Below are 22,578 nucleotides of genomic sequence, written 5' to 3'. Positions count from 1 at the left end.
CCGAAAGACAACCGAGAAGACCACGCAAAGGGATGGCTGACATGAAGGCATTCGTCGTCGAGAAGTACGGCAAGGACGGCGTACGCGCCGCAGACGTTCCAGAGCCCACTGTCGGGGACGGCGACGTCCTGGTCCGAGTGAGTGCCACCAGCATCAACCCGCTGGACAAAATGGTCCGCAACGGGGAGTTCAAACGACTCCTGAGGTACAAGCTGCCCTTCGTGCTCGGCCACGACGTCGCTGGCGTCGTGACGAAGGTCGGGTCCGCCGTGCGCGACGTGGCCGTCGGCGACGAGGTCTACGCACGTCCCCGCGACCTTCGGATCGGAGGCTTCGCCGAGTTCATTGCGATCGACCAGGACGACGTCTCGCCCAAGCCGGAGTCACTCACCCTCCGCGAGGCGGCCGCGGTTCCGCTGGTGGCCTTGGCCTCCTGGCAGATCCTCGTCGACCGTGCCCATGTGAAGCCGGGCCAGAAGGTGCTCATCCACGCCGGTGCCGGTGGCCTCGGATCGACGGCCATCCAGCTCGCCAAGCACCTCGGTGCCACGGTGGCGACGACGACGAACACCCGCACCAAGGAATTGGTCAGGAGCCTCGGCGCCGACATCGTCGTCGACTACACCAAGGAGGACTTCTCGAAGGTGCTGTGCGGCTACGACCTGGTGCTGGACTCCCTGGGCGGGGCGAACCTCGAGAAGTCGCTGACCGTACTGAAACCGGACGGCCTGGCCATCGGTGTCGCCGGCCCGCCGGACGCCGGTTTCGCCAGACAACTCGGCGCCCCCTCGTTCATGGGCGTGGCCATGAACGCGCTCAGCCGCAAGGTGCGCAAGCAGGCCAAGGCCCTGGGCGTGCGCTATCAGTTCTTCTTCATGCAGGCCAGCGGCTCCCAGCTCCGTGAACTCGGCGCCCTGTACGACAACGGACGGCTCCGCCCGGTCATCGACCGAACTTTCCCCTTCGACCAGACGCTCGAGGCGATGGCGTACGTCGAGCAGGGGCGTACCACGGCCGGGAAGGTCGTGATCTCGATGGCGCCCGGCAACGACTGAATCGGGCTGGCCGCAGAGAAGGCGTGGCGGTGCTCCAGACGCCGTTCGCCTACCATTGGAGTTCGTTCGTAATCCAATATGATGGCGAAGCTGGCGGAGGGCAGGCGTCCCTTCCGGCGTACAAAGGAGCGAGCGCGTGGTGCGTTACGGGAAAGAGCACAAGCAGACGACCCGGCAGCGGATCATCGAAACCGCCGGCCGCCGGTTCAAGAAGGACGGTATCGACGGCTCGGGCATCTCGACGCTGATGGTGGACGCCGGACTGACCAACGGCGCCTTCTACGGCCACTTCGAAACCAAGGACGATCTCGTGGCCGCCGCGGTCGCGGACCAATTGCGCGCGCAGTACGCGAACGTCATCGAGCAGGCGGCCCCCGGGATCGCCGGACTCGAGCAGATCGTACGGTGGTATCTGTCGCCCCAGCACCGCGACAGTCCCGACGACGGCTGCCCCTCCGCCGCACTCCTCGATGAGATAGGGCGCTGCGCGGACGAGACCAAGCAGGCGTACACCGACGGCGTGCTCGCCGTCATCGACGGTATCGCCGCTCGCCTGGCGCCTGCCGATCCGCGCTCGGTGCGCACGAAGACCCTCAGCGTCTACGCCATGATGGTCGGGACGCTGCAGCTCTCCCGCGCCCTGGCCGACCGGCGACTCTCCGACGAACTCCTCGAAGAGGGCATCCGCAACGCCCTCACTCTGCTCGGCGCACAGGAGTCCCGCTGACACGCCGCAGCACCACGCGGCAGCCCCGCCGTGCCGCCTGCACGGCGGGCACGCTCCCGGTACCCGGCTACGGCTGACGGACAGGCGGCTCGTCATGCCGTACGCGTGCCGGTGGGGGACGACGGGTCGCCCATCGCCTACCGGGTCCGTGACCTCGTTCCCGGGAAGCACAGCAACATCGGCAAGCTCGTCCCAGCGTTGACGGGCGAACATGATGCTCCCCAAGCCCGGAGGGAGAACGGTGCGGTGGAGATCATGGCCGCTGACCTCGCCCGATCGGTTTGCGCCAGTCTTCACCAGCCGATCGAGACGCAGTTCGCGCAGTTCCTGCCCTATAGGGCTGGGTAGCAGGATCAAGCGTGACCGGCAGATACGCTGTGCCACCTGCTATGCCAGCACCGCACCGCTCACCTGCCGCAGGGCACATTGGAGCTCCTACTTCGACAAGCGAACAACAGCGAGCACGGGAACCGCTCGGACATGGTCCCTAGGGCAGGGCCAGCGAGGCCCCGCCACACATCATGAGGTGTTGGCCTGTGATCGCGCCGGCGTCGGGGCCGAGGAGGAACGAGACTAGGCCGGCTACCTCATCCGGGCGGATGAGCCGGCCCAGCGGAGGCGTCTTGGGCGGTATATCGGACCGGGCCGGGTCTTTCAGCATGGGGGTATCGGTCGGGCCTGGCGCAACGACGTTCACGGTGATCGCGTGGGGTAGCAATTCGATGGCCCACGACCGGCATAGCCCAAGCAGGGCGGCCTTTGTGGCGGCGTAGTGGCTCTTGCCGGCGGCTCCCTGCATTGTCCGGCTGCCGAGCAGAACAATTCGGCCGCCAGCCACGAGCTGTCCGCTTAACGCGTTGACGACGTAGCTAGCCGCGGCGACGTTCACCTGCCACATCGCTGCGCCATCTGCCATGTTCAGCGCACCAAGCTTTGCGGTGCGCTGAAGTCCTGCGGAGTGGATGATGGCGTCGATGTCGCCGGTCACCGTCGCGAGGGCCTGACCGACGGCTTCCACGTCGCTGAGGTCCACGCACAGCCAGGACAGTCTGGAGCTGGCGGATCCGCCGGTTTGGGCGGGCGGGTGGATGGTGCTCGGTGACGGGCGTCGAGATACTCCGGTGACATGCCAGCCCTCGTTGAGCAACCGATGTGCCACAGCGAGGCCAATGCCTGAGCTCGCTCCGGTTATGACGGCGTGCTTGGCGGCGACGGTCGTGGTTGTCACTTGTGGATCGCTCGCGCGTGAGGTCTGTGCGTCCTCAGGGATCGCGGTTGGCAGGCTGGCTCGTTGTAATGTTCAGCTGGTTGGTGCCCGGCCACGGCCGGGTCGTCGAGGGAGCCGCCGCCACGTTGGCACCTGGACGGTGCAGGCCGACTCCTACCGCCCTACGTAGGTGCTACTCCCGTCAGGAGCCTTCTTCCAAAGCTCATACCAGTTCCAGAGCAGCCGCATCTCCTCTGGGATGGTGCTGTGGCCGCGGCCCTTCGTGACGCCGTAGCGCACCACGTTCACGCCGTCGGCGTTGTTCCACTTGTAGATGAGGTAGCGGCCGTTCGTCTCTTCCGACGCGGGTTTCAGCACCCTTTGCACGCTCTGTCACCGTTTGAGGGTGCGGAGCTCCTCCACCGCTTCCCGCCGACCTTCGAGCGCACCCTGGAACGCGTTGTAGAGGTCGCGGATCCCACGCGCGCCCTGCGGGTAGTCGATGCCCGCCTTGCGGCAGCGCCTCGTTCACGGCGTCCAGCTCGGCACGCAGGCGCGCCAACTCGGCTTCGTGCGCGGCCGGCCTCGCCGCGAACGCGAACGCCGCCGCGAAGGACGCCCGTGACCTCCTCGGGAAGGCCGTTTGGACGCTCCACTACCGGCACAAGGCCAAGGGGTGGAACAAGCAGAAGGCGTCCAAGAACACCGGCGTTGGTGCCTCCTCCCTGTTCCCGACCGGCGGGCCTGTCACGCAGTCCGACGAGGAGATCGCCGAGCAGCTCTCCGACTGGGACGTGAACACCGCGCTTGCCAAGCGCGACGAGGCCGCGAAGGAGCTCAAAGCCAAGCGCGCACTCGCTGACGCGGTCCGGGAGATCCGGCGGCAGGACATCGCCGCCCTCTACCAGGGCCACCTGGACGGCAGGCAGTGGGAGATCGCCGAAATCGGCGCCGAGTACAAGCTCGACCTGACCATGGTGTCGGGCGACATCAAGGCGCAGGGCGTCGAACTGCGCCCGTCGCAGCGGCGCAAGGTGGCCGACGCGGCCGCCGAGCAGCCGATCGAAGTCGGCCCCATCGCCCGGATGCTCGGCGTATCGCGCGTCGCGCTCCAGAACCGCATCCGCTACTGGGGCAAGCCGGAGCAGGCAGACAAGCCGAACGCGTTCCCCGCGGACGCCGACGCCGGCTGATGAGCCGGGCGGCGATGCCGTACAGCCAGGGCCGCTGCGTCGGGATGGCTCGGGTCGTAGCGGTGGCGGCGCCGGAAAGCGGCCAGGAAGGTGTCGGAGACGATGTCGTCGGCCAGGGAGGGGCCCAGCCGCCTGGCGACATACCTCCGCATGGCGGTCGAAGAGGTCGGCGAAGTCCTCCGGAACGCGCTCCGAGCGCCGTATCAGCTCGGCGTCGTCGGTTCTGCCGAATTCTTCGGCGATCACATGGTGCTCCTGTCCGTACGCACTGGTTGTCAGCTTTCGCCCGTACGGCTGGCGCGAGTTCGCGTTCTAGGATGTGATCTGCGTCACGTGGAGTCAGCTTCCAGGTGGTGTGGCCGGAACACCGCAGCCAGGCACACGATGTCGTCCTCAAGCGACTCGGCGACGCGGCAGCCGTGATCACCTACAAGGTGATGAGCGCCATGGGCGAGGAAACGCAGTCCTGGTACGCGTCGACGGCCTACGGTCGGACCCCCGACGGCTGGCGCGCCGTCCTGCGCCACGAGACATGGATCTGCTAGCCCTGCCTTCCGTACGTGGCCGATCTTCATGCGGGCTTACCGCCCCAGCGTCTCATCTACCGAAAGCCTGTGGCGGTCAGGCATGTCCACGCGGCAGCATTGTCCACAATGCAGGAATCGCGTATCACCATACGAGATGGATGGTAGCTGCCATGGATCAGCTGAACGCGCCGGATGCCGACCTGCCCGAGCAGGACCGGCAAGCCCTCGCCGGCCTGATCAACCAGTGCACGCAGGAGGAAACCGACCCCGAGCGGCAGCTGACCGCCTGGGAAACGCCCGAAACCCTGGGCCTCCTAGCCTGAGGGCATCACTGCACATCAAGACCCCGCCCGGCACGATTGACGCTCTTGACCTCAAGCAAACTTAAGGTTCTATCGTCCATCGTCATGAGCACAACGAACATTGCCGACCAGACGAGCCAGACCGACATCGAAGCGATCAAGCAGGTGGTGGCCGCAGTTGAGCACTCCCAGAACAATGAACTCCCTGACGAGTTCGTTGCTCTGTTCCGAGCCGACGCGATCTGGACAACAGGCCACGGCAAGCGCCTCTTCGGCCGTGATGCGATCTCGACGTTCACGCACCAGGTGCTTCCCGGAGGGATGCAGGACACCACGGTCACGTTCGAGGTCGAACACGTGCTGTTCGTCCGTCCCGACGTCGCAGCCGTGAAGGTGCGCCAGGTCTATCGGAACCCCGACGGGACGGAGGAGGTGGGCACGCCACTGTTCGTCATGGCAAAGGAGGACGGGCAGTGGCGCCTGACCGCCTGCCAGAACACCAGCGTGCTCAGCAGCGACTGACCGCATTCGACCGCGACACACCTCCAGCCACAAGACGCGCACCAAGCCGCCAACCCGCACATCAAGACCCCGTCCGGCACCCACGTCCGGCGGGGTCTTTTCACGCGGCTGATGGACCTCTCGACGACCTCCTGGCGCGACAGCCGCGGCTGACAACTTGATCGTCATCCACTACTCTGCTGGAAGCTGCGATCACGACAGATGTTGGTTGGGTAAGAGAAGGCCGAATCCGTGCAGGCGAATACCGTCACGGGCGAGCTCTTCGATGACGAGCGTCATCTGGAAGAAGCTGAGCATGCTGCCCGAGCGCTTGCACAGCGAGCCCATGCCGACCAGGGAATGCGCGGCCAGATCCACGCCGGCCTCAGCCCACATCTGGCGATGGCGGAGGTACTCCCCGGAGGTACGGCCCTGCAAGACCGGCATCCACGGTACGCGGGGCGCCAGCGACCGCAGGCGCAGATAGGACTCAATCGTCCACTCCTGATGCGCCCGTACGTAGTCCGGCAGAAACCGCACCGGTCCCCGAAGCGCGATGATGCGCGATTCGGTGGCGGCGAGGACCTCATCCTCGGTCGGCCAGTCCTGCACGGCCGCGGCCTTGAGCCGGCCGATGCGGCGCATCCACCGGTCGGCCTCGGCGGCGTACTGCTCGGCGGGGATGACCCAGGTACCGTTGCGCTGCAGATGCTGGTAGGCGTCGCTGTCGAGAATCCATCCGCGCCGGGCTCTGGGCAACTTGCGCACCAGGCGTGCGAGCCGGGCGCGGGTGACCAGCTGCGGGAAGTCCTGAGTGGCAAGCCAGGACGGTTCGGGAGAACTGATGTGCATGAGGGGAGCGATGCCGGGCCCGGGGTCCGGCGGAGCGATCCACTCCTCCGGGGGCAGGTCGAGTCCCTGCCCGTCGTTCTTGAGATTGGTTGACAGGTCACGACCCCGATCTGCTGGGCCGCGTCTCGGCTCGCAGGCAATCGGATCGCCACAGGTAGTTCGACCAGCTGTTCTGAGTCAGCCAGTACTCGATCGCCGCGGCGACGCGGGCCAGCAGCATCCAGCCGAGCCGCGCCGTGGACGCGGAGGTGACCTGTTCGACCTTGGGTGCGCCGACCAGGTCTTTGTAAAACTGCTTGCGGTGAATTGCGCCGAACAGGTCGCTCAGCGGCTCAGGCATCTCCACGGCCAGCAGCCGGGTGACCGCGCGCAGCACGACCTGTCCAGGGTCGGTGCGGGAGGCCAGGCGCTGCTTGAGCCACTCCTGACGCAGTTCGCCGCTGGTGCCCCAGGCGATGTTGCCTTCGCGGACGAGTTTGACCGGCACCTTGGGCTTCTCGGCAGACTTCGGCGGCACGTAGTCGTGGCTTTCTGGGCATGTGCAGTAGAAGGTGGCGCGGGTCTTGGAAGGGAAGCAGGCGCCGTTACCGGAGCAGGAGGCGTGCGTTTCCTCGCTCATCGCACGGCCGTCGGCGTTCGCATCGCCGAGTAGGTCAACGGTCGCGGCGTGCCGTGCAGAGCCCGCCAGACTGGCTGATCCCGCTCCGGCAGCCCATGCTCGTCGAGGTAGAGGGCCAGGTAGCCGAAGGCCTCCGGGGACGCGGGGATCTCCTGCAGCACATGCGACCCCTTCGAGGTGACCCAGATCCGCATGCCCGCCCAGTCCACGTGATCTAACCGCAGCTCCAGCAACTCGCTGGCTCTGGCTCCGCCAGAGACGTAGAAGGCCAGCAGCGCCCGGTCGCGGTCACAGGTCATCGCCTCGAACAACTCGGCCCACAAGGGGTCGGGGATGGATCGCGGCGCCTGCTCGACGACCTTCTGCCGCAGCCTCGCCCGGGGCGCGAGCCGGTGGGGCTCCAGCGGGTTGCGGTGCGCGAGCAACGCCCGCCGCCCTTGCTGATCCGGCACCGGATTGCTCGCAGGACCGCGTCCATAGTGAGCGTGAAAGGCGTAGAAGCCCGACAGTACCGACAGCGTGTGGTTGATCGTCGATGCCGCGTACCCTCCTGGCAGCGCCGCCTTGCCCGTACGCAGGTTGACCGTCCCGGGCCGCAGCTTCGAGGTGCGCCGACGCTGCGGATTGCGCGCCGTACGCAGCCAGCCCACCAGCACGGTCACCTCCGCGCTCGTGGCCTGTGCCCAGCCGACGCCCAGGACATCGAGCAGCCGCCACCAGCGCAGCAGATCGTGGGCGTAGGACCGGCACGTCAACGGGCTCGCATCACTGAGCGCGAGATCCCGCAGGTACTTGCTGATGGGCTCGACCTCGGCCTCCCGGGCATCGACGACGAGATAGGGCAGCGATGACCGGCCCCCGGCACGAACCTCGCCGACTCGAGGAAGGTCCATGCGCCCTTCCAACAGAGCCGTACGAACGTCGTCCATGAACTGCTCTCCTCTCCTGGTACCCCTGTGAAGGGTGGGATAGAAGTGCAGTTAACAGGGAGAAGAGGTCCTTGTTCGCGCTGTTCCAGTTCTCCACGACCTGCGAGCCCTCGTGGATCTCCTGCCGCAACTCGGCGTCGGCGAGCTAGTCGCAGACGAACCATGTACGCACCGCCCGGCCCATCTCCTCGATCACCTGGTAGGTGGGGTGCTCCGGGTCGCCGCGGGTGAAGCGGCGCGGGACCTGCCGCGCCGGCGGCCCCGCTCACGGGTGATCATCCCGACGCCATGTCCCTCGGGTAGCCGGTGGACTAGGCCGGGCCGCTCGCGCGGATCGCGGCCGGGCCGTGGCCGTACCAGCGGTGGATGGCTCGCCGCAGCGCCCGGGAGTCGGTGAAGCCGACCCGCGCGGCGATGGACTCCACGCTGAGCGAGGTCTCCCGCAGCAGGCGGTCCACCCGGCGTTGCCGAAGCCTTTCCAGCTCTTCGCGCCAGGTGGTGCCCTCTTCGCGCAGGCGGCGCTGGAGGGTCCGCGGGCTCATGGCCAGCCGTCCGGCCACCTGGTCAAGGCCCGGCGGGCCGCTCGCGACCGCGGACTCCAGAACGGCGTGGAAGCGGTCGAGCCAGCCCAGCACCGGGCGGGCGGCCGCGGTGGACAGCCGCGCGTGGTCGTCCAGGATCGCGGCGAGCGCGGGGTCGGCGCGCGGCAGGGGAGCGTCCATGTCCGCCTCGGCGAACGTGATCGATGGATGGTCGGCCTCGAACTCGATGTCGCTGGTGCCGTACAGCTCGACGAGACGCCTGACGTCGGCGGGCGGGCGGTGCGGCAGCCGTACGCGCACCGGTGTGAGCTGTCGCCCGGCTGCCAGGCTCGTCAGCGTGAGCAGCATGTACGGCACGAACTCCGCGATCATCGGGTATTCCGGGTGGTCGCGGTAGGGGCCTTGCCAGCCCGCTGTCGTTCCGCCGCCGTCGTCGCGGGTCACGAGGAGCCGGTCGGCGGGGTCGGCGATGGCCGTGAAGTGGCGGCTGGAGACGCGGAGCGCGTCGCCGAGGGTGCCGGAGACGGAGAACAGGTAGTCCCACACACCCAGCGAGCCCGGCCGCCACAGCTCCATGACCCGCTTGCTGCCGCCCGCCTCCCAGGCCGGGCTGGAGATCACTTCCCAGACCCGCAGGCAGGTCGCGGTGGGGATGCGGATCCCGTTCTCGTCCAGTACGGCGAGGCCGGGCACGCCGGCGAGGCGCGACCGATCCAGGCCCGCGGCGAGGCCCGCGCGGACCAGTAAGCGGGTCAGATGGGGGGAGACGGTGCCTTTCACGGTGTCTGCCACCGCGCCGTCTCGCATCGTGTCGTTCACCATCAACGGCCTGTTCTCCCGGGGCGGCGATGACCCTTTTAGCGTGACATATCGGATTGGCGCCTTCGGCCCACCTGGTGGCGCCTTCAGCCCTCCTGACGGAGAGCGCGGAATCCTACCTTCAGGGTCAGGCAGGTGAACCGATCCGAGAGGAAACGCGATGGAGAACACGCTGTTCGACTACAGCCCGATCGTCGGACGCGACCCGATCCACTGGCCGGGCGGCGCCCGCGTCGCCTTCTACGTGGGCCTGAACGTTGAGCACTTCACGATCGACCGCCCCTCCACCAGCATCAACGAAGCGACCGCGGCGCTGGTGCCGGATCCGCTGAACTACGGCTGGCGCGACTACGGGCCGAGGGTGGCGATCTGGCGCGTGATGGAGATCCTCGACCGGTACGGGCTCCGGGCGAGCACGTTGCTCAACGCCGACGTGTGCGAGCGGTACCCCCAGATCATCGAGGCGGGCAACGCCCGCGGCTGGGCCTGGCTTGCCCACGGCAAGAACAACTCCACGCTCCAGGCCGACGTCGACGACGAGCGCGCCTACCTGAGCGAGGTGGTGGAGACCATTCAGAAGGCCACCGGGCAGCGGCCGCGCGGCTGGCTCGGTCCCGCGCTCACCGAGACGTTCCAGACGCCGTCCCTGCTCGCCGAGCTCGGCCTGAGCTACGTACTGGACTGGACCAACGACGACCAGCCGTACCGGCTGAACGTCCCGGGGATGCTGAGCGTGCCGTACTCGCTCGAACTCAACGACCTGGGCATTTTCACGATGCACGGCATGAGCGGCGACGACTTCGTGCGACTGGTCAAGGACCAGTTCGACCAGCTCTATGCCGAGTCCGCCGACAGCGGGCGGGTCATGGCGTTGGCGCTGCACCCGTTCGTGATCGGCCAGGCGTTCCGCGCGAAATACCTCGGACAGGCCCTTGAGTACGTCGCCGGCCACCCCGGTGTGTGGCTGACGACGAGCGATGACATCGCCGAGCACTACGCGAGCACGTAGGCTGCCGGGATGGCCAAGGCTGACGAACGGGCGGAATTGCCGCCGAGGTGGGTGGCGGGTCGGGGGCGTGGCTGGTACCGAGGTGACTGCCACGTGCACTCGACGTATTCGAACGGCGGAGAGCTGACGCCGGAGCAGCTCTCGGCCGGTGCCCGTGAGGCCGGGCTGGACTTCATCGCGACCACCGAGCACAACACACCCGCCGCGCACGCCGCCTGGGGTTCGCACGCCGCCGGTCTGCTGGTGGTCCTGGGCCAGGAGGTGACCACACAGACCGGGCACTGGCTGGCGCTCGGCATCGACCCGGGGCAGGTGGTCGACTGGCGATACGGCTTACGCGACGACGTGGTCGACCGGCAACTGGACCAGGTACGTCAAGCCGGTGGGCTGTGCGTGGCGGCCCACCCGCACGCGCCGTACCCCTCCGGCGTGTTCATGTATCCGTTCCAGAAGGTCGACGTGGTCGAGGTGTGGAACGGGCTGTGGGCCTCGGACCTGCCCTGGAACGCCGACAACGAGGCAGCGCTGGCCGAGTGGGGCCGCGGCCTGGCCGCCGACATCCACGGCGGGCGATGGCGGCCCGCGATGGGAAACAGCGACACCCATCTGGAGGGCCAGATCGGCACACCGCACACCGTCGTGCTGGCCGAGGAACTGACTACGGACGCGGTCCTCGCCGGCATCCGGGCCGGCCGCAGCTGGATCGCCGAGTCGGCCGCCATCGAACTGTCGCTCACGGTCTCCGCCGGTGATCGCAGCGCCGGGATAGGTGAGCGGCTGAAGACCGGCGACGAGCCGGCGCTGGTACGGGTGGACGTACGCGGGGTGCCGTCCGGGACCATCACCTTTCACACCGATCGCGGCAAGGCGCACCGCGAATCGGTGCCCGGATCGGGCACCGTGGAGTGGCGCACCAGCGCGGCGGAATCGGCGTTCGTCCGCATCGAAGTACGCCACGCCGCAGGACACATGGCGGCGCTCAGCAACCCGATCATTCTCAGCTAGCCCTTCGCCAGGGCCGCGAGGAGGCGGTCCTCGGTCACCTCGGCGCCGTTGAGCTGCGCGCTGATCGCGCCGTCGCGCAGCACCACCACGCTGTCGCAGTTGCCCGCCAGTTCGGCCACGTCCGAGGAGATCAGCAGGATGGCCAGCCCGTCCACGGCCAGCTCGTCGAGCAGCGCCTGCATCTCCAGCTTGGTGGCCACGTCGACGCCGCGGGTCGGCTCGTCGAGCAGCAACACCTTGGGGTGCATGGCCAGCCAGCGGGCCAGCAGCACCTTCTGCTGGTTGCCGCCCGACAGCTCGCCCGCGGGCTGGCGCGGCGAGACGGCCTTGATGCCGAGCCGCTTCATGAACGTCTCGACGATGCCGTCGATCTGCGCGTCGGAGACGATCCCGGCCCGGGACAGCCGGGGGAGCGCGGCCAGCGCGATGTTGTCGCGTACCGACAGCGTGGGGACGATGCCCTCGGTCTTCCTGTTCTCGGGGACGAGGCCGACGCCGGCGCGGATGGCGCTCCTGATCGACCACTTGCGGGCCGCCGCGCCGGCCACGGTCACCTGGCCCGCGTCCACCGGCATGACACCGGCGATCGCCCTGGCCGTCTCGCTGCGCCCGGCGCCGAGCAGGCCGCCGAGGCCGACGACCTCGCCCGCGCGCACCGCCAAGGACACGCCGTCGAGCACGTGGTGGCGGGTGAGCCCCTTCGCCTCCAGCACCGGCTCGTCGCCCGGCTCGTCCGGCTCGCCGGGCTCGATCGCCTCCTGCACCGGGTGGAACGGCCGGCCGAGCATGAGCGACACCAGCCGGAGGCGATCCAGCCCGGTCAGCGGGCCGGTGTGCACGACGCGGCCGTCACGCAGCACGGTGACGTGGTCGCAGACCTCGTACAGCTCCTCCAGCCGATGCGTGACGTAGACGACTGAGCGGCCCTCGTCGCGCAGCCGGGCCACCGCGCCGAACAGCGTCTCCAGCTCGGCATGCTCCAGCGCGGAGGTGGGCTCGTCCATGATGACCAGCCGGGCGTCGGCGGTGGCCGCCCTGGCCAGCGCCACGAGCTGCCTGGCCCCCTCGCCCAGCGTGCCCAGGGGTTTGCGGACGTCGGTCCGCAGGCCGTACTCGGCCAGGACCTGCTGGGCGCGGGCGTTGGCGGCCCCGAAGTCGATCAGCCCGAGGCGGCCGCGCGGCTCCCTGCCGAGCAGCAGGTTGCGGGCGATGCTCATGGTCGGGACCAGGTTCGTCTCCTGGTGGATGGTGGCGATGCCGGCCCGCCTGGCCTCGGCCGGGCTGCCGAACCTGACGGGCTCGTCCAGGTAACGCAGCTGGCCCGCGTCCGGCTGGTAGACGCCGGAGAGCACCTTGACCAGGGTGGACTTGCCGGCGCCGTTGCCGCCGATCAGCGCGTGCACCTCGCCGGGGCGCACGGAGAGCGTGACATGGTCGAGCGCGGTCACGCCCTGGAACGACTTGAGAACACCGGCCACCTGCAACACGCTTGCCTCCGCCTCGATCGTGGTCGCGGAAGGAAACAATCCAGTAACAGAAATGTCACATTCGATCAGATACGGGCGATATGTAGCCGGGCGCCCCTGCCGCTCAGCTCGTCGAGCACGTCGCCCGGCGCGCCCTCGTCGGTGACCAGGTGCCCGATCTGCTCGGGGGCGACGGTCTGCACCATCGTGTCGACGCCGATCTTGGTGTGGTCGGCCAGCACCACGACCTCCTCGGCGGCCGCGGCCAGCGCCCGGTCGACGCCCGCCACCTGCATGTTCGGGGTGGACAGGCCGCGTTCGGCGGTGAGCCCGTTGCCGGAGACGAACGCCCGGCGCACCCGCAGCCCGGACAGAGAGTGCTCGGCCGCGCTGCCCACCAGGGCCAGGATCGAGCCGCGCAGTGTGCCGCCGGTCAGCATCACCTCGATCCGCGGCGAGCCGGCGAGCACCTGGGCCACCAGCAGGGAGTTGGTCACCACGGCGAGCTCCGCGTGCCTGGTCAGGCGGCGGGCGAACTCCTGCGTGGTGGTGCCGGGACCGACGACAATGGCGTCACCGTCCTCGACCAGCGCCGCGGCGAGGTCGGCGATCGCCGCCTTCTCGGCGGACTCCAGCGAGACCTTGTGCGCGTAGCCCGCCTCGCGCGACAGCTCGCCGGGCAGGGTGGCCCCGCCGTGATGGCGGTTGAGCAGGCCCTCCGACTCCAGCGCGCGCAGGTCGCGGCGGACGGTCACCTCGGAGGAGTGCACGGATTGGGCGAGCTCACGCAAGGACACGGCGCCGTTGGCGCGCACCAGTTCGAGGATGCGCTGCCGGCGTTCCGCGGCGAACACCGGCCGGCGGCCGTCGCTCTGCGTGTCGCTCACATCCCGATCATAGACGAATGCTCAACTCCGGCTCACCTCTGATCATATGAGAACGAATTTGATCGGAAATCTTGACCGGCTCGGTCCAAGGGTGCTTATTTGAGAGCCATACAGGGTCATAACCTGTCCGATCCTGATCGAACGGCATGGCGTACGACACCTCCTTCCATCCCCCAGCGTGAAAGGACACCCTGTGCGAAAGTCACTCGCGGCAATGATCGCCGTGCTGCTGGCCGTGCTCTGGCAGGCTCCCACCCCGGCGGGTGCCGCCGCCGAACGGCATGGGCTGCGCGGCGACTACTACCTCGCCTCGGCGGCCGGCGCGTTCGACTTCGGCGAGCTCAAGGCCAGCGTCGTGGACCCGAGCCTGGAAATGGCCGATCTCAACCCGGCGCTCAAGCTGCTGACCGGCCGGGATGACGACGTCACCGTCCGGTGGACCGGCAAGATCCGGCCCGAGCACTCCGAGACGTACACGTTCTCGATCATCGGCGACAACGGCTTCCGGCTCTGGGTGGACGGCAAGGCCGTCATCGACCACTGGGTGGACGACTGGGACCGGGAGCAGGTGGGCACGCCCATCGCGCTGGAGGCGGGCAAGGACTACGACATCAAGGTCGAGTACTTCGAGCACTTCGGCGGGGCGAACCTGCACCTGCGCTGGCAGAGCGCCAGCCAGCCGAAGGTGGCCGTGCCGTCCGAGGCGTTCACGCCGCCGGACGGGTTCGACCCGCCCGGGCCCAGCGAGGCGAAGGTCGGTGCGACGGGTGACCTGGCCACGCTGACGTTCGCCAAGGCGCTCGCCCCGCTGCCGGCCGACCTGACCGACCACCTGGTCCTCACCGTCGCCGGCACCAAATGGCCCGTAGCCTCCGTAGCCCTGAAAAATCGGGACACGGTGGTGCTTAAGCTGAAATATCCGGTTCCGGCCAAGGCGGGGAGCACGCTGCGCGCCGCCTACGACGGCACCGGTCTCTCCTTCGCCGACGGCACCCCCGTCGCCGCGTTCCCCTACGCCTTCGTCGTCAACGAGTCCGCCTACATCCTCAAGACCCGCTGGTCCAAGGACGTGAACCCGGCGAACCCGCTGCCCGAGTACCCGCGCCCCCAACTGGTCAGGGACAGGTGGCGCAGCCTCAACGGCACCTGGCAGTTCGCCGCCGCCAAGCCGGGCGAGGCCGTCCCCACCGGCCGTGACCTGGCCGAGCGGATCGTCGTGCCGTACCCGGTGGAGTCGCAGCTGTCCGGCATCGGCCGGCACGAGGACCGCATGTGGTACCGCAGGACGTTCGAGGTGCCCCGCTCGTGGAGCGGCGAGCGCCTGCTCCTGCACCTTGACGCGATCGACTGGGACGCCACCATCTACGTGAACGGCAAGCAGGTCGGCGCGCACAAGGGCGGCTACGGCCGGATCACCGCGGACGTGACCGACGCGCTCAAGCGCGGCGGATCCCAGGAGCTCGTCGTCGGCGTCACCGACCCGACCGACAGCGGGCAGCAGCCCATCGGAAAGCAGCGGCTCGACCCGAGCGGCATCTGGTACACCGCCGTCTCCGGCATCTGGCAGACCGTCTGGATGGAGCCCGTCGCCCAGCAGCACATCGACCGCGTCGACACCGTGCCCGACGTCGCGGGCAAGGCGCTGCGCGTCACTGTCCAGGGCTCGGCCGGCACCGCCGTGATCGTGGCCAAGGACGGTCACAAGGTCGTGGGCACGGTCTCCGGGCCCGTCGGCACCGAGCTCCGGCTGCCGGTGCCGAACCCCAAGCTGTGGTCGCCGGACAAGCCGTTCCTGTACGACCTCACGGTCCGGGTGAAGCAGGACGAGATCAAGTCCTATTTCGGGATGCGCACCATCACGCTGGAGAACAACCGGATGCTCCTCAACGGCCGGCCGGTCTTCCAGATGGGCCCGCTCGACCAGGGCTTCTGGCCGGACGGCATCTACACCGCCCCCACCGACGAGGCGCTCAAGTACGACCTCGTGCAGACCAAGAAGCTCGGCTTCAACACCGTGCGCAAGCACACCAAGGTCGAGTCCGACCGCTGGTACTACCACGCCGACAAGCTCGGCCTGCTCGTCTGGCAGGACATGCCCGCCATGTTCAAGACCGGCGACAAGCCGCAGTTCGAGACCGAGCTGCGCGAGCTGGTGGACCAGCACCGCAGCAGCCCGTCGATCATCATGTGGGTGCCCTTCAACGAGGGCTGGGGCCAGTACGACCAGGCCCGCATCGCCGACCTGGTCAAGAGCTGGGACCCCTCCCGCCTGGTCGACAACATGAGCGGCGTCAACTGCTGCGGAGCTCAGGACGGCGGCAACGGCGACGTCCAGGACTTCCACATCTACCCCGGCCCAGGCACCCCCGGAAAGCCCACCGGCACCAGAGCCGTCGTGATCGGCGAGTACGGCGGCCTGGGACTCCCGCTCATCGGCCACACCTGGTCGGGCGGCGGCTGGGGCTACGCGGTCGAACCCGACCCCGAGGCCCTCACCACCCGCTACGTCGACATGGCCAAGGCCCTGCAGAAGCTGCACGCCTGCGACCAGCTCAGCGCGGCGATCTACACCCAGACCACCGACGTCGAGACCGAGCTCAACGGCCTCATGACCTACGACAGAGCCGTCACCAAGACCGACGTCGCCCGGGTCCACGACGCGAACAAGGCGCTCACCGACCAGATCTCCCCGGCTTGCGCCTGATAGGAAGGAACCCCTATGAATCTCCGTACAGCCTGCCTGGCGCTGGCCGTACTCCTCACCGCGTCGGCCTGCGCCAAGTCGGAGGAGCCGCAGAGCGCGCCCGCCGCCACCAGCACGGCCGGGCAGCAGGTCGTGCAGAGCCCCAGCGGCTCGGCGGGACCGACGTGCACGCTCGACCAGTTCGGCGGCAAGAAGTTCGACCTCAAGACGGCCACCGTCGGCTTCTCCCAGTCGGAGAAGGAGGCCAACCCGTTCCGCATCGCCGAGACCAAGTCGATCAAGGATGAGGCGGCCAAGCTGGGCATCGCCAATCTCAAGGTCACCAACGCCCAGTCGCAGTTCTCCAAGCAGATCACCGACGTGCAGCAGCTCATCGCCCAGGGCGTGCAACTGCTGGTCATCGCGCCACTGAACTCCGACGGCTGGGAGCCAGTGCTCCAGCAGGCCGCGGCCAAGAAGGTGCCGATCATCACGGTCGACAGGAAGATCAACGCCAAGGCGTGCAGCGACTACCTGACCTTCATCGGCTCCGACTTCCACGAGCAGGGCAAGCGGGCCGCGGACCGGATGATCGACGCCCTGTCGGGCAAGGGGAAGGTCGCCATCCTGCTCGGCGCGCCCGGCAACAACGTCACCACCGAGCGGACCGACGGCTTCAAGGAGCGGATCGCGGAGAAGGCGCCGGGCATCCAGATCTCCTTCGAGCAGACCGGTGAGTTCGCCCGTGAGAAGGGCCAGCAGGTCACCGAGCAACTCATCCAGTCCAACCCCGACATCAACGGCATCTACGCGGAGAACGACGAGATGGCGCTCGGCGCGGTCACCGCTCTGAAGGGCGCGGGCAAGGAGGCGGGCACCATCAAGATCGTGTCCGTCGACGGCACCCGCAGCGCCGTCCAGGGCATCGCCGACGGCTGGCTGCACTCGGTCATCGAGTCCAACCCCCGCTTCGGGCCGCTCGCCTTCGAGACCGCGCAGAAGTTCCTCGACGGCCAGGCCATCCCCGACAAGGTGGTCATCTCCGACCGCGACTACGACACGTCCAACGCCAAGAACTCCCTCGGTGAGGCGTACTGAGTTGGATGCGGTTCTTGAGGCGAAGGGGATCAGCAAGCGCTTCCCCGGCGTACTCGCTCTCGACGGTGTGCATCTCGCCCTCCTCCCCGGCGAGGTGCACGCCCTCGTGGGGGAGAACGGCGCGGGCAAGTCCACCCTGATCAAGGTCTTCACCGGCGTGTACCATCCCGACGGCGGCGAACTGCGCCACCTCGGCGCGCTCGCCGCCTTCGGCACGCCGCTCGACGCGCAGCGCGCCGGGATCTCCACCATCTACCAGGAGGTCAACCTCGTCCCGATGATGAGCGTCGCCCGCAACCTGCTGCTCGGCCGCGAGCCACGCGGCCGCTTCGGGGTGATCGACGCCACGAGGATGTACGCCGAAGCCGCCCGGATCCTGTCCGGCTACGGCGTCGAGACCGACGTCCGGCGGCCGCTGCGCACGCTCGGCATCGGAGCCCAGCAGATGGTCGCCCTGGCCAGGGCCGTGGCCGTCGACGCCCGCGTGGTCATCATGGACGAGCCGACCTCGTCCCTGGAGCCGCGCGAGGTCGAGACGCTGTTCGGGGTGATCAGGCGGCTGCGCGGCGAGGGCATCGCCGTCATGTACGTCAGCCACCGGCTCGACGAGCTCTACCGGGTGTGCGACCGGGTCACTGTGCTACGCGACGGCCGCGTCGCGCACACCGGGCCGCTCGCGGGGCTCGACCGGCTCAAGCTCATCTCGCTCATGCTGGGCCGCGACCTGAACGAGGTCAAAGCCGGTGGCCTGACCAGGTTCTCCCGTGATCGCCACCGCGCCGCGAACGGCCAGGAGCCACCGGCCGTCGAGGCGCGCGGCCTCACCCGGCGGCACGTCCTGGACGGGATCGACGTGTCCGTACGGCCCGGCGAGGTCGTGGGGCTCGGCGGCCTTCTTGGCGCGGGCCGTACCGAGACCGCCAAGGCCATCGTCGGCGCGATGCCCCTCGACGGCGGGCAGGTGCTCGTGGCCGGGCTGCCGCTGCGCGGCGGCTCCACGACCGCGGCGATCAGGGCGGGCATCAGCCTGCTGCCCGAGGACCGCAAGGCCGAGGGCATCGTCCCGACACTGTCCGTCCGCGAGAACATCGCGCTGGCCGCCCTGCCCGCCCTGGCCAGGGCGGGCGTGGTGTCCGACGCGAAGATCGACCGGATGGTCGAGATCTTCATGCGGCGGCTGCGCATCAAGGCGGCCTCGCCGAACCAGCTGGTGTCGGAGCTGTCCGGCGGCAACCAGCAGAAGGTGCTGCTGGCCCGCTGGCTGGCGGTACGTCCCAAGGTGCTGCTGCTCGACGAGCCCACCCGCGGCATCGACGTGGGCGCCAAGGCCGAGGTGCAGGCGCTGATCGACGAGCTGGCCGAGGAGGGGCTGGGCGTGCTGCTGATCTCCTCCCACCTGGAGGAACTGGTCGAGGGCGCCGACCGCATCCTGGTGCTGCGCGAGGGCGCGGTCGTCGGGGAGCTGACCGGTGACCAGGTGACCGAGGAGAGAATCATGGCGACGATCGCGGAGCAGTCCGATGACTGAACTCACCTCGAAAGCGGTGCCGCGGGCCGACCTCAAACCGCGGGTCTTCGCCTGGGTGCAGGACTACGGCGTGTACGCGGCCGTGCTGGCGCTGCTGCTGTTCAACGTGCTGTTCACGCCGCACTTCCTCGACGCGTCGAACTTCCGCACCCAGTTCGTCCAGGTCACGCCCATCGTGATCGTGTCGCTCGGCATGGCGCTGGTGATCGGCACCCAGGGCATCGACCTGTCCGTCGGCTCGGTCATGGCGCTCGCCGCCGCGCTCGTCGCCCTCTACCTGGGGTACGGCGCGCTGCCCGCGCTGATCGTCGCCGTGATCGGCGGAGCGATCGTCGGCGCGGCTGGCGGGGCCCTGGTCGCCTACGTGGGCGTCCAGCCGATCGTGGCCACGCTGGCGCTGCTCGTCGGTATACGCGGCATCGCGAACGTCCTGGTGCCGCAGCTCGTCGAGTTCCGCAACCCGGACCTGATCGCGTTGGGCAGCAGTTCGGTGGCCGGGATCCCGTTCATCGTGCTGATCGCGGCGGCGCTGACGTTGATCATGCTGTTCGTGGTGCGGCGCACGACGTTCGGCCGGCAGGTCGTCGCGATCGGCGGCAACCGCTCGGCCAGCGAGCTGTCGGGCCTGCCGGTCAAACGGGTGCTGCTGATCGTGTACGTGATCTCCGGGCTGCTCGCCGCGCTGGCCGGGGTGCTGGCGACGGCCCGCCTGCAGGCCAGCGACCCGACGTCGCTCGGCCTGTTCATCGAGCTGTCGGCGATCACCGCGGTCGTGGTCGGCGGCACGCCGCTCACCGGCGGGCGGATCAGGGTGCTCAGCACGGTCATGGGCGCGCTGCTCATGCAACTGCTCGCGGCGACACTGATCAAGCACAACCTGCCGCAGTCGTGGACCCAGATGGTCCAGGCGGTCATCATCCTGGCCGCCGTCTACGCCACCAGGGAGCGTGCGAACCGATGACCTCCGTAGCCTCTGTACGGCGTGAGCAGGTGAGCCGGGTGCTCCAGCAGCACGGGGCGCTCATGGTGCTGGCGATGCTGGTGATCGTGGGCAGCCTGGCCTTCGACTCCTTCGCCACGGCGGGGAACGCGGCCAGTGTGGTGGTCTCGTCGTCGTTCCTGGCGATCATCGCGATCGGGATGACGTTCGTGATCATCAGCGGCGGGATCGACCTGTCGGTGGGGTCGCTGTTCGTGCTGGGCGGGGTACTGGCGGCCTACGGGTCCCAGTACGGCCTGCTCATGGCGCTGGCGTTGCCGTTGGGCGCGTGCGGGGTGGTCGGTCTGTTGCAGGGCCTCGTCATAGCTCGCACCGGCATGGCCCCTTTTATCGTGACATTGGCGGGTTTGTTGGGCGTGCGGGGGTTGATGCTCGCCATTTCGGACGAGGGGGCCACCACCTATTTGGTGAAAAATCCTGCTTTCGCGTCATTGGGGCAGGGGGAGTTGCTCGGCCTGACGTACCCCGTCTACATCACCGCGGTGCTGGCCCTGGTCGCGATGGTGCTGCTGCAGCGGACCGGTTTCGGGCAGAACGTCTACGCGATCGGCGGCAACGAGCAGGCGGCGGCGCTCATGGGCGTGCCCGTGGCGCGTACCAAAGTGGCGGTGTACGTGATGTCGGCCCTGCTGGCGGGCCTCGCGGGCGCGCTGAACGCGGCTCGGCTCTCGTCCGGGGTCACGATCCTTGGCATCGGGCTGGAACTGGACGCGATCGCCGCCGTCGTCATCGGCGGCACCCTGCTGACCGGCGGCGCGGGCGGGATCACCGGGACGGTGGCGGGGGTGCTGCTCCTGGGGGTGATCCAAAGCCTGATCAACCAGGTGGGGAGCCTGACGTCGGCCTTCCAGCAGGTGGTCAGCGGGGCGTTCCTGGCACTGGTGGTGGTGGCGCAGCGGCTGCTGAGCAAGGCGCAGCGACTGTCGTAACGGCTGCCACACCGGCGCGGCCCCTGGGGAGGTGACTTCCCGGGGGCTGTCGCGTTTGGTGGTTCGGCGGGATAACGGGCCGCGTCAGACATTCACTGATGTTTTTTCACCTTTGCTTTCCCTGTCCGGGGAAGTCCTTTTCGGCGTGGCGGCGGGAGGAGATCGATGGCTGCTGTAAGTATTTTTTCAGTCACGCTGGGTCGCCCAGCGGGCAGGCATGGGCCGTCTTCCGGCCAATGGGTTAGCCGCGGTCACGGCCGCGCTCCAAAAGAAACGGTACCTCTATGTTCACGCACACTCCCAAAAGCGACGCCACAGCCATACCGACCCAGCCGGCGCGGCGGCGCTCGGCAAAAGGACTGATGACGCTGGCCGTGGCAGGATCCCTGTCCGTGGCCCTTGCCGGCACCACGACCAACCCAGCCCTCGCGAACGGTCCGACGCCGGACCACAGGCACGACCGCTTCCACCATCTCGAGCACAAACTCCGCAAGCCGGTCCTGGTCGGAGACGGGGGAGGCTGCGAGGCGGGAACCTTCATCAGGGTTCATTCCCTCAGGCCGCACAACTTCTTCATTCCGCGCACCCGCTACACCGACGGTCCCGGCGGCGAGATGACCGTCTCGGTCCACCACGAGTTCGAGGTGCTCGCGTTCGTGGAGGCCGACAAGAACAGGTTCGCCTCAGTCAGAAGGTCAGACGACACCGCGATCGGCAACGTGGTCTCCACTGACGAAATCGTCCGCGCGGTGAACCTCGAGGTCACTCCGCACCTCGAGAAGAGGCACATGATCTTCACGGGCCACGACTACACGCGGACGATCAGCGACGGCAAGTACGGAAACATGTGGTACCGCGTCTTCGGCTACCGCGTCCACTGGGGACAGTGGGCACGGCTCCACAACTGCAGCGAGGTCAGAGTCGGTACCGGCATCGCGAGCATCCCGTCGAGGATCGAAGGCTGGCGATACTGGGAGACCGACCACCCGCAGTTCCGCGGACGGCTGCTCTCCGACAAGTAGGCATCGGGTCGCCCGGGGCACTTCAGCCCCGGGCCCTACGGAGCCAAGTCGACCGCCGGAGAGGCGCCTGGGGGTCAGGCGGCAGCGGCGGCGGATCGCTGGTGTCTCGCGAGATGCGGCGAGTACGTCGCGCCGGTGCTGCCCTACTGTGCGGGGACCGTTGGGGGATCAGGCGGATGTGCTCACGCACTCGCTGGCTGATCGTCGAGAGACGGTCCCCGTTCCTTTTGCTGGACCCAGCCTGACGGGGCCTCTAGTTGTTGTGGGGGTCTTCGGTGGGGAGTGGGATGCCGAAGTGGGTGAACATCGTCTCGAACATCCGGGTGTGCTTGTCGAGCGTGTGCGTGTGTCCGTCCAGGATCTCCGTGTGGGTATCGAGGATCTCTGTGTGGGTGTCCAGGATCTCTCGGTGCTCGGCCAGCGTCCGGCTGTGCTCGTCGAGCTTCACCTCGACTCGGTCGAGTCTCGCGTCGACTTGATCGAGTCTCATCTCCACTTGATCGAGTCTCGCGTCGACTTGGTCGAGTCTCGCATCCACTCGGTCGAGTCTCAGCGTGTGGTTGTTCTGAGTCTCCGCTAGTTGGTCGAGTCTCAGCGTGTGGTTGTTCTGAGTCTCCGCTAGTTGGTCGAGTCTCAGCGTGTGGTTGTTCTGAGTCTCCGCTAGTTGGTCGAGTCTCA

The 22,578-nt window shown here is 68.2% G+C and carries 24 protein-coding genes; 14 read left to right on the top strand and 10 right to left on the bottom strand.

What is annotated here, in order from left to right; all coding sequences use genetic code 11:
• The first annotated feature begins 41 nt into the window (after window positions 1-41).
• Both ACGFNP_RS02930 and ACGFNP_RS02925 read left to right on the top strand, forming a co-directional pair.
• Entirely contained in the window at window positions 42-1,055 is a 1,014-nt protein-coding gene (locus ACGFNP_RS02930) for an NADP-dependent oxidoreductase (protein ID WP_358341324.1), read from the top strand.
• Window positions 1,056-1,191: 136 nt separating this feature from the next.
• A complete protein-coding gene (locus ACGFNP_RS02925) occupies window positions 1,192-1,782 on the top strand; it encodes a TetR/AcrR family transcriptional regulator (RefSeq protein WP_393314093.1) in 591 nt (196 codons plus the stop codon).
• Between the two features lie 487 nt (window positions 1,783-2,269).
• Here the strand turns inward: ACGFNP_RS02925 and ACGFNP_RS02920 are convergent, their stop codons facing one another.
• Together ACGFNP_RS02920 and ACGFNP_RS02915 are read right to left on the bottom strand one after the other, a co-directional pair.
• Window positions 2,270-3,010: an SDR family NAD(P)-dependent oxidoreductase gene (locus tag ACGFNP_RS02920; protein ID WP_393314091.1), complete on the bottom strand. Its 741-nt coding sequence runs from the start codon at window positions 3,008-3,010 to the stop codon at window positions 2,270-2,272.
• 153 nt (window positions 3,011-3,163) lie between these two features.
• A complete protein-coding gene (locus tag ACGFNP_RS02915; protein ID WP_393314088.1) occupies window positions 3,164-3,367 on the bottom strand; it encodes a hypothetical protein in 204 nt (67 codons plus the stop codon).
• A 416-nt stretch (window positions 3,368-3,783) separates the two neighbouring features.
• Between ACGFNP_RS02915 and ACGFNP_RS02910 the strand changes: the two genes are divergently transcribed.
• The gene (locus tag ACGFNP_RS02910) at window positions 3,784-4,182 is read left to right on the top strand and encodes a hypothetical protein (RefSeq protein ID WP_358341312.1); all 399 of its coding nucleotides are present in this window, start codon (window positions 3,784-3,786) and stop codon (window positions 4,180-4,182) included.
• Here the strand turns inward: ACGFNP_RS02910 and ACGFNP_RS02905 are convergent.
• Window positions 4,116-4,334, bottom strand: a complete 219-nt coding sequence (locus ACGFNP_RS02905; protein WP_358341309.1) for a sigma factor — start codon at window positions 4,332-4,334, stop codon at window positions 4,116-4,118. The two genes, ACGFNP_RS02910 and ACGFNP_RS02905, sit on opposite strands and share 67 nt — an antisense overlap.
• 201 nt (window positions 4,335-4,535) lie before the next feature.
• Here ACGFNP_RS02905 and ACGFNP_RS02900 point away from each other — a divergent pair, with 201 nt between their 5' ends.
• The 3 genes from ACGFNP_RS02900 (at window position 4,536) to ACGFNP_RS02890 (ending at window position 5,533) form a co-directional block, all read left to right on the top strand.
• On the top strand, window positions 4,536-4,727 hold the full coding sequence (locus tag ACGFNP_RS02900) for a hypothetical protein (protein ID WP_393314084.1): 192 nt from the start codon (window positions 4,536-4,538) through the stop codon (window positions 4,725-4,727).
• 152 nt (window positions 4,728-4,879) lie between these two features.
• Window positions 4,880-5,032 carry a hypothetical protein gene (locus ACGFNP_RS02895; protein WP_358341305.1) on the top strand — a complete coding sequence of 51 codons (153 nt, stop codon included), beginning with the start codon at window positions 4,880-4,882 and terminating at the stop codon, window positions 5,030-5,032.
• Between the two features lie 84 nt (window positions 5,033-5,116).
• Window positions 5,117-5,533: an SgcJ/EcaC family oxidoreductase gene (locus ACGFNP_RS02890; RefSeq protein ID WP_393314082.1), complete on the top strand. Its 417-nt coding sequence runs from the start codon at window positions 5,117-5,119 to the stop codon at window positions 5,531-5,533.
• Window positions 5,534-5,725: 192 nt separating this feature from the next.
• Here ACGFNP_RS02890 and ACGFNP_RS02885 read toward each other — a convergent pair whose 3' ends face one another.
• The 4 genes from ACGFNP_RS02885 to ACGFNP_RS02870 form a co-directional block, all read right to left on the bottom strand.
• Window positions 5,726-6,364 (bottom strand): hypothetical protein, encoded by a 639-nt coding sequence (locus ACGFNP_RS02885; RefSeq protein ID WP_393314080.1) that lies wholly within the window; start codon window positions 6,362-6,364, stop codon window positions 5,726-5,728.
• A 97-nt stretch (window positions 6,365-6,461) separates the two neighbouring features.
• A complete protein-coding gene (locus ACGFNP_RS02880) occupies window positions 6,462-6,983 on the bottom strand; it encodes a hypothetical protein (protein ID WP_393314077.1) in 522 nt (173 codons plus the stop codon).
• A complete protein-coding gene (locus ACGFNP_RS02875) occupies window positions 6,980-7,912 on the bottom strand; it encodes a site-specific integrase (protein ID WP_358341282.1) in 933 nt (310 codons plus the stop codon). The genes ACGFNP_RS02880 and ACGFNP_RS02875 overlap by 4 nt, the downstream gene beginning before the upstream one ends.
• A gap of 311 nt (window positions 7,913-8,223) precedes the next feature.
• Window positions 8,224-9,246, bottom strand: a complete 1,023-nt coding sequence (locus tag ACGFNP_RS02870; RefSeq protein ID WP_393314074.1) for an AraC family transcriptional regulator ligand-binding domain-containing protein — start codon at window positions 9,244-9,246, stop codon at window positions 8,224-8,226.
• A gap of 187 nt (window positions 9,247-9,433) precedes the next feature.
• Here ACGFNP_RS02870 and ACGFNP_RS02865 point away from each other — a divergent pair, with 187 nt between their 5' ends.
• Both ACGFNP_RS02865 and ACGFNP_RS02860 read left to right on the top strand, forming a co-directional pair.
• Window positions 9,434-10,282, top strand: coding sequence for a polysaccharide deacetylase family protein (locus tag ACGFNP_RS02865; RefSeq protein ID WP_393314071.1), 849 nt, complete (start codon window positions 9,434-9,436; stop codon window positions 10,280-10,282).
• Between the two features lie 9 nt (window positions 10,283-10,291).
• Complete coding sequence (locus ACGFNP_RS02860; protein ID WP_358341277.1) at window positions 10,292-11,287, top strand: CehA/McbA family metallohydrolase; 996 nt, start codon at window positions 10,292-10,294, stop codon at window positions 11,285-11,287.
• On the opposite strand, the gene ACGFNP_RS02855 is transcribed toward ACGFNP_RS02860, so the two are convergent.
• Window positions 11,284-12,765, bottom strand: a complete 1,482-nt coding sequence (locus ACGFNP_RS02855; protein WP_358341275.1) for a sugar ABC transporter ATP-binding protein — start codon at window positions 12,763-12,765, stop codon at window positions 11,284-11,286. The genes ACGFNP_RS02860 and ACGFNP_RS02855 overlap by 4 nt on opposite strands.
• Before the next feature lie 74 nt (window positions 12,766-12,839).
• Window positions 12,840-13,640 carry a DeoR/GlpR family DNA-binding transcription regulator gene (locus tag ACGFNP_RS02850; RefSeq protein WP_358341273.1) on the bottom strand — a complete coding sequence of 267 codons (801 nt, stop codon included), beginning with the start codon at window positions 13,638-13,640 and terminating at the stop codon, window positions 12,840-12,842.
• Window positions 13,641-13,833: 193 nt separating this feature from the next.
• Here ACGFNP_RS02850 and ACGFNP_RS02845 point away from each other — a divergent pair, with 193 nt between their 5' ends.
• The 6 genes from ACGFNP_RS02845 (at window position 13,834) to ACGFNP_RS02820 (ending at window position 21,900) form a co-directional block, all read left to right on the top strand.
• The gene (locus tag ACGFNP_RS02845; RefSeq protein WP_393314066.1) at window positions 13,834-16,344 is read left to right on the top strand and encodes a PA14 domain-containing protein; all 2,511 of its coding nucleotides are present in this window, start codon (window positions 13,834-13,836) and stop codon (window positions 16,342-16,344) included.
• Window positions 16,345-16,359: 15 nt separating this feature from the next.
• Window positions 16,360-17,421, top strand: a complete 1,062-nt coding sequence (locus tag ACGFNP_RS02840; RefSeq protein WP_358341269.1) for an ABC transporter substrate-binding protein — start codon at window positions 16,360-16,362, stop codon at window positions 17,419-17,421.
• Window position 17,422: 1 nt separating this feature from the next.
• The gene (locus tag ACGFNP_RS02835) at window positions 17,423-18,949 is read left to right on the top strand and encodes a sugar ABC transporter ATP-binding protein (protein WP_393314063.1); all 1,527 of its coding nucleotides are present in this window, start codon (window positions 17,423-17,425) and stop codon (window positions 18,947-18,949) included.
• Window positions 18,942-19,910 (top strand): ABC transporter permease, encoded by a 969-nt coding sequence (locus ACGFNP_RS02830; RefSeq protein WP_393314060.1) that lies wholly within the window; start codon window positions 18,942-18,944, stop codon window positions 19,908-19,910. Before ACGFNP_RS02835 ends, ACGFNP_RS02830 begins: the two co-directional genes overlap by 8 nt.
• Window positions 19,907-20,878: an ABC transporter permease gene (locus ACGFNP_RS02825; RefSeq protein WP_393314057.1), complete on the top strand. Its 972-nt coding sequence runs from the start codon at window positions 19,907-19,909 to the stop codon at window positions 20,876-20,878. Before ACGFNP_RS02830 ends, ACGFNP_RS02825 begins: the two co-directional genes overlap by 4 nt.
• Before the next feature lie 362 nt (window positions 20,879-21,240).
• A complete protein-coding gene (locus tag ACGFNP_RS02820) occupies window positions 21,241-21,900 on the top strand; it encodes a hypothetical protein (protein WP_358341261.1) in 660 nt (219 codons plus the stop codon).
• Window positions 21,901-22,153: 253 nt separating this feature from the next.
• On the opposite strand, the gene ACGFNP_RS02815 is transcribed toward ACGFNP_RS02820, so the two are convergent.
• Window positions 22,154-22,578, bottom strand: a 425-nt coding sequence (locus ACGFNP_RS02815) for a hypothetical protein (RefSeq protein ID WP_393314054.1), incomplete at its 5' end; no start/stop codon positions are given.

It is taken from the genome of Nonomuraea sp. NPDC049269 (genome assembly GCF_043197155.1).
Lineage (GTDB): Bacteria > Actinomycetota > Actinomycetes > Streptosporangiales > Streptosporangiaceae > Nonomuraea.
Note: the sequence above shows the minus strand (reverse complement) of the source record. Positions and strands in the feature narration are given on the sequence as shown.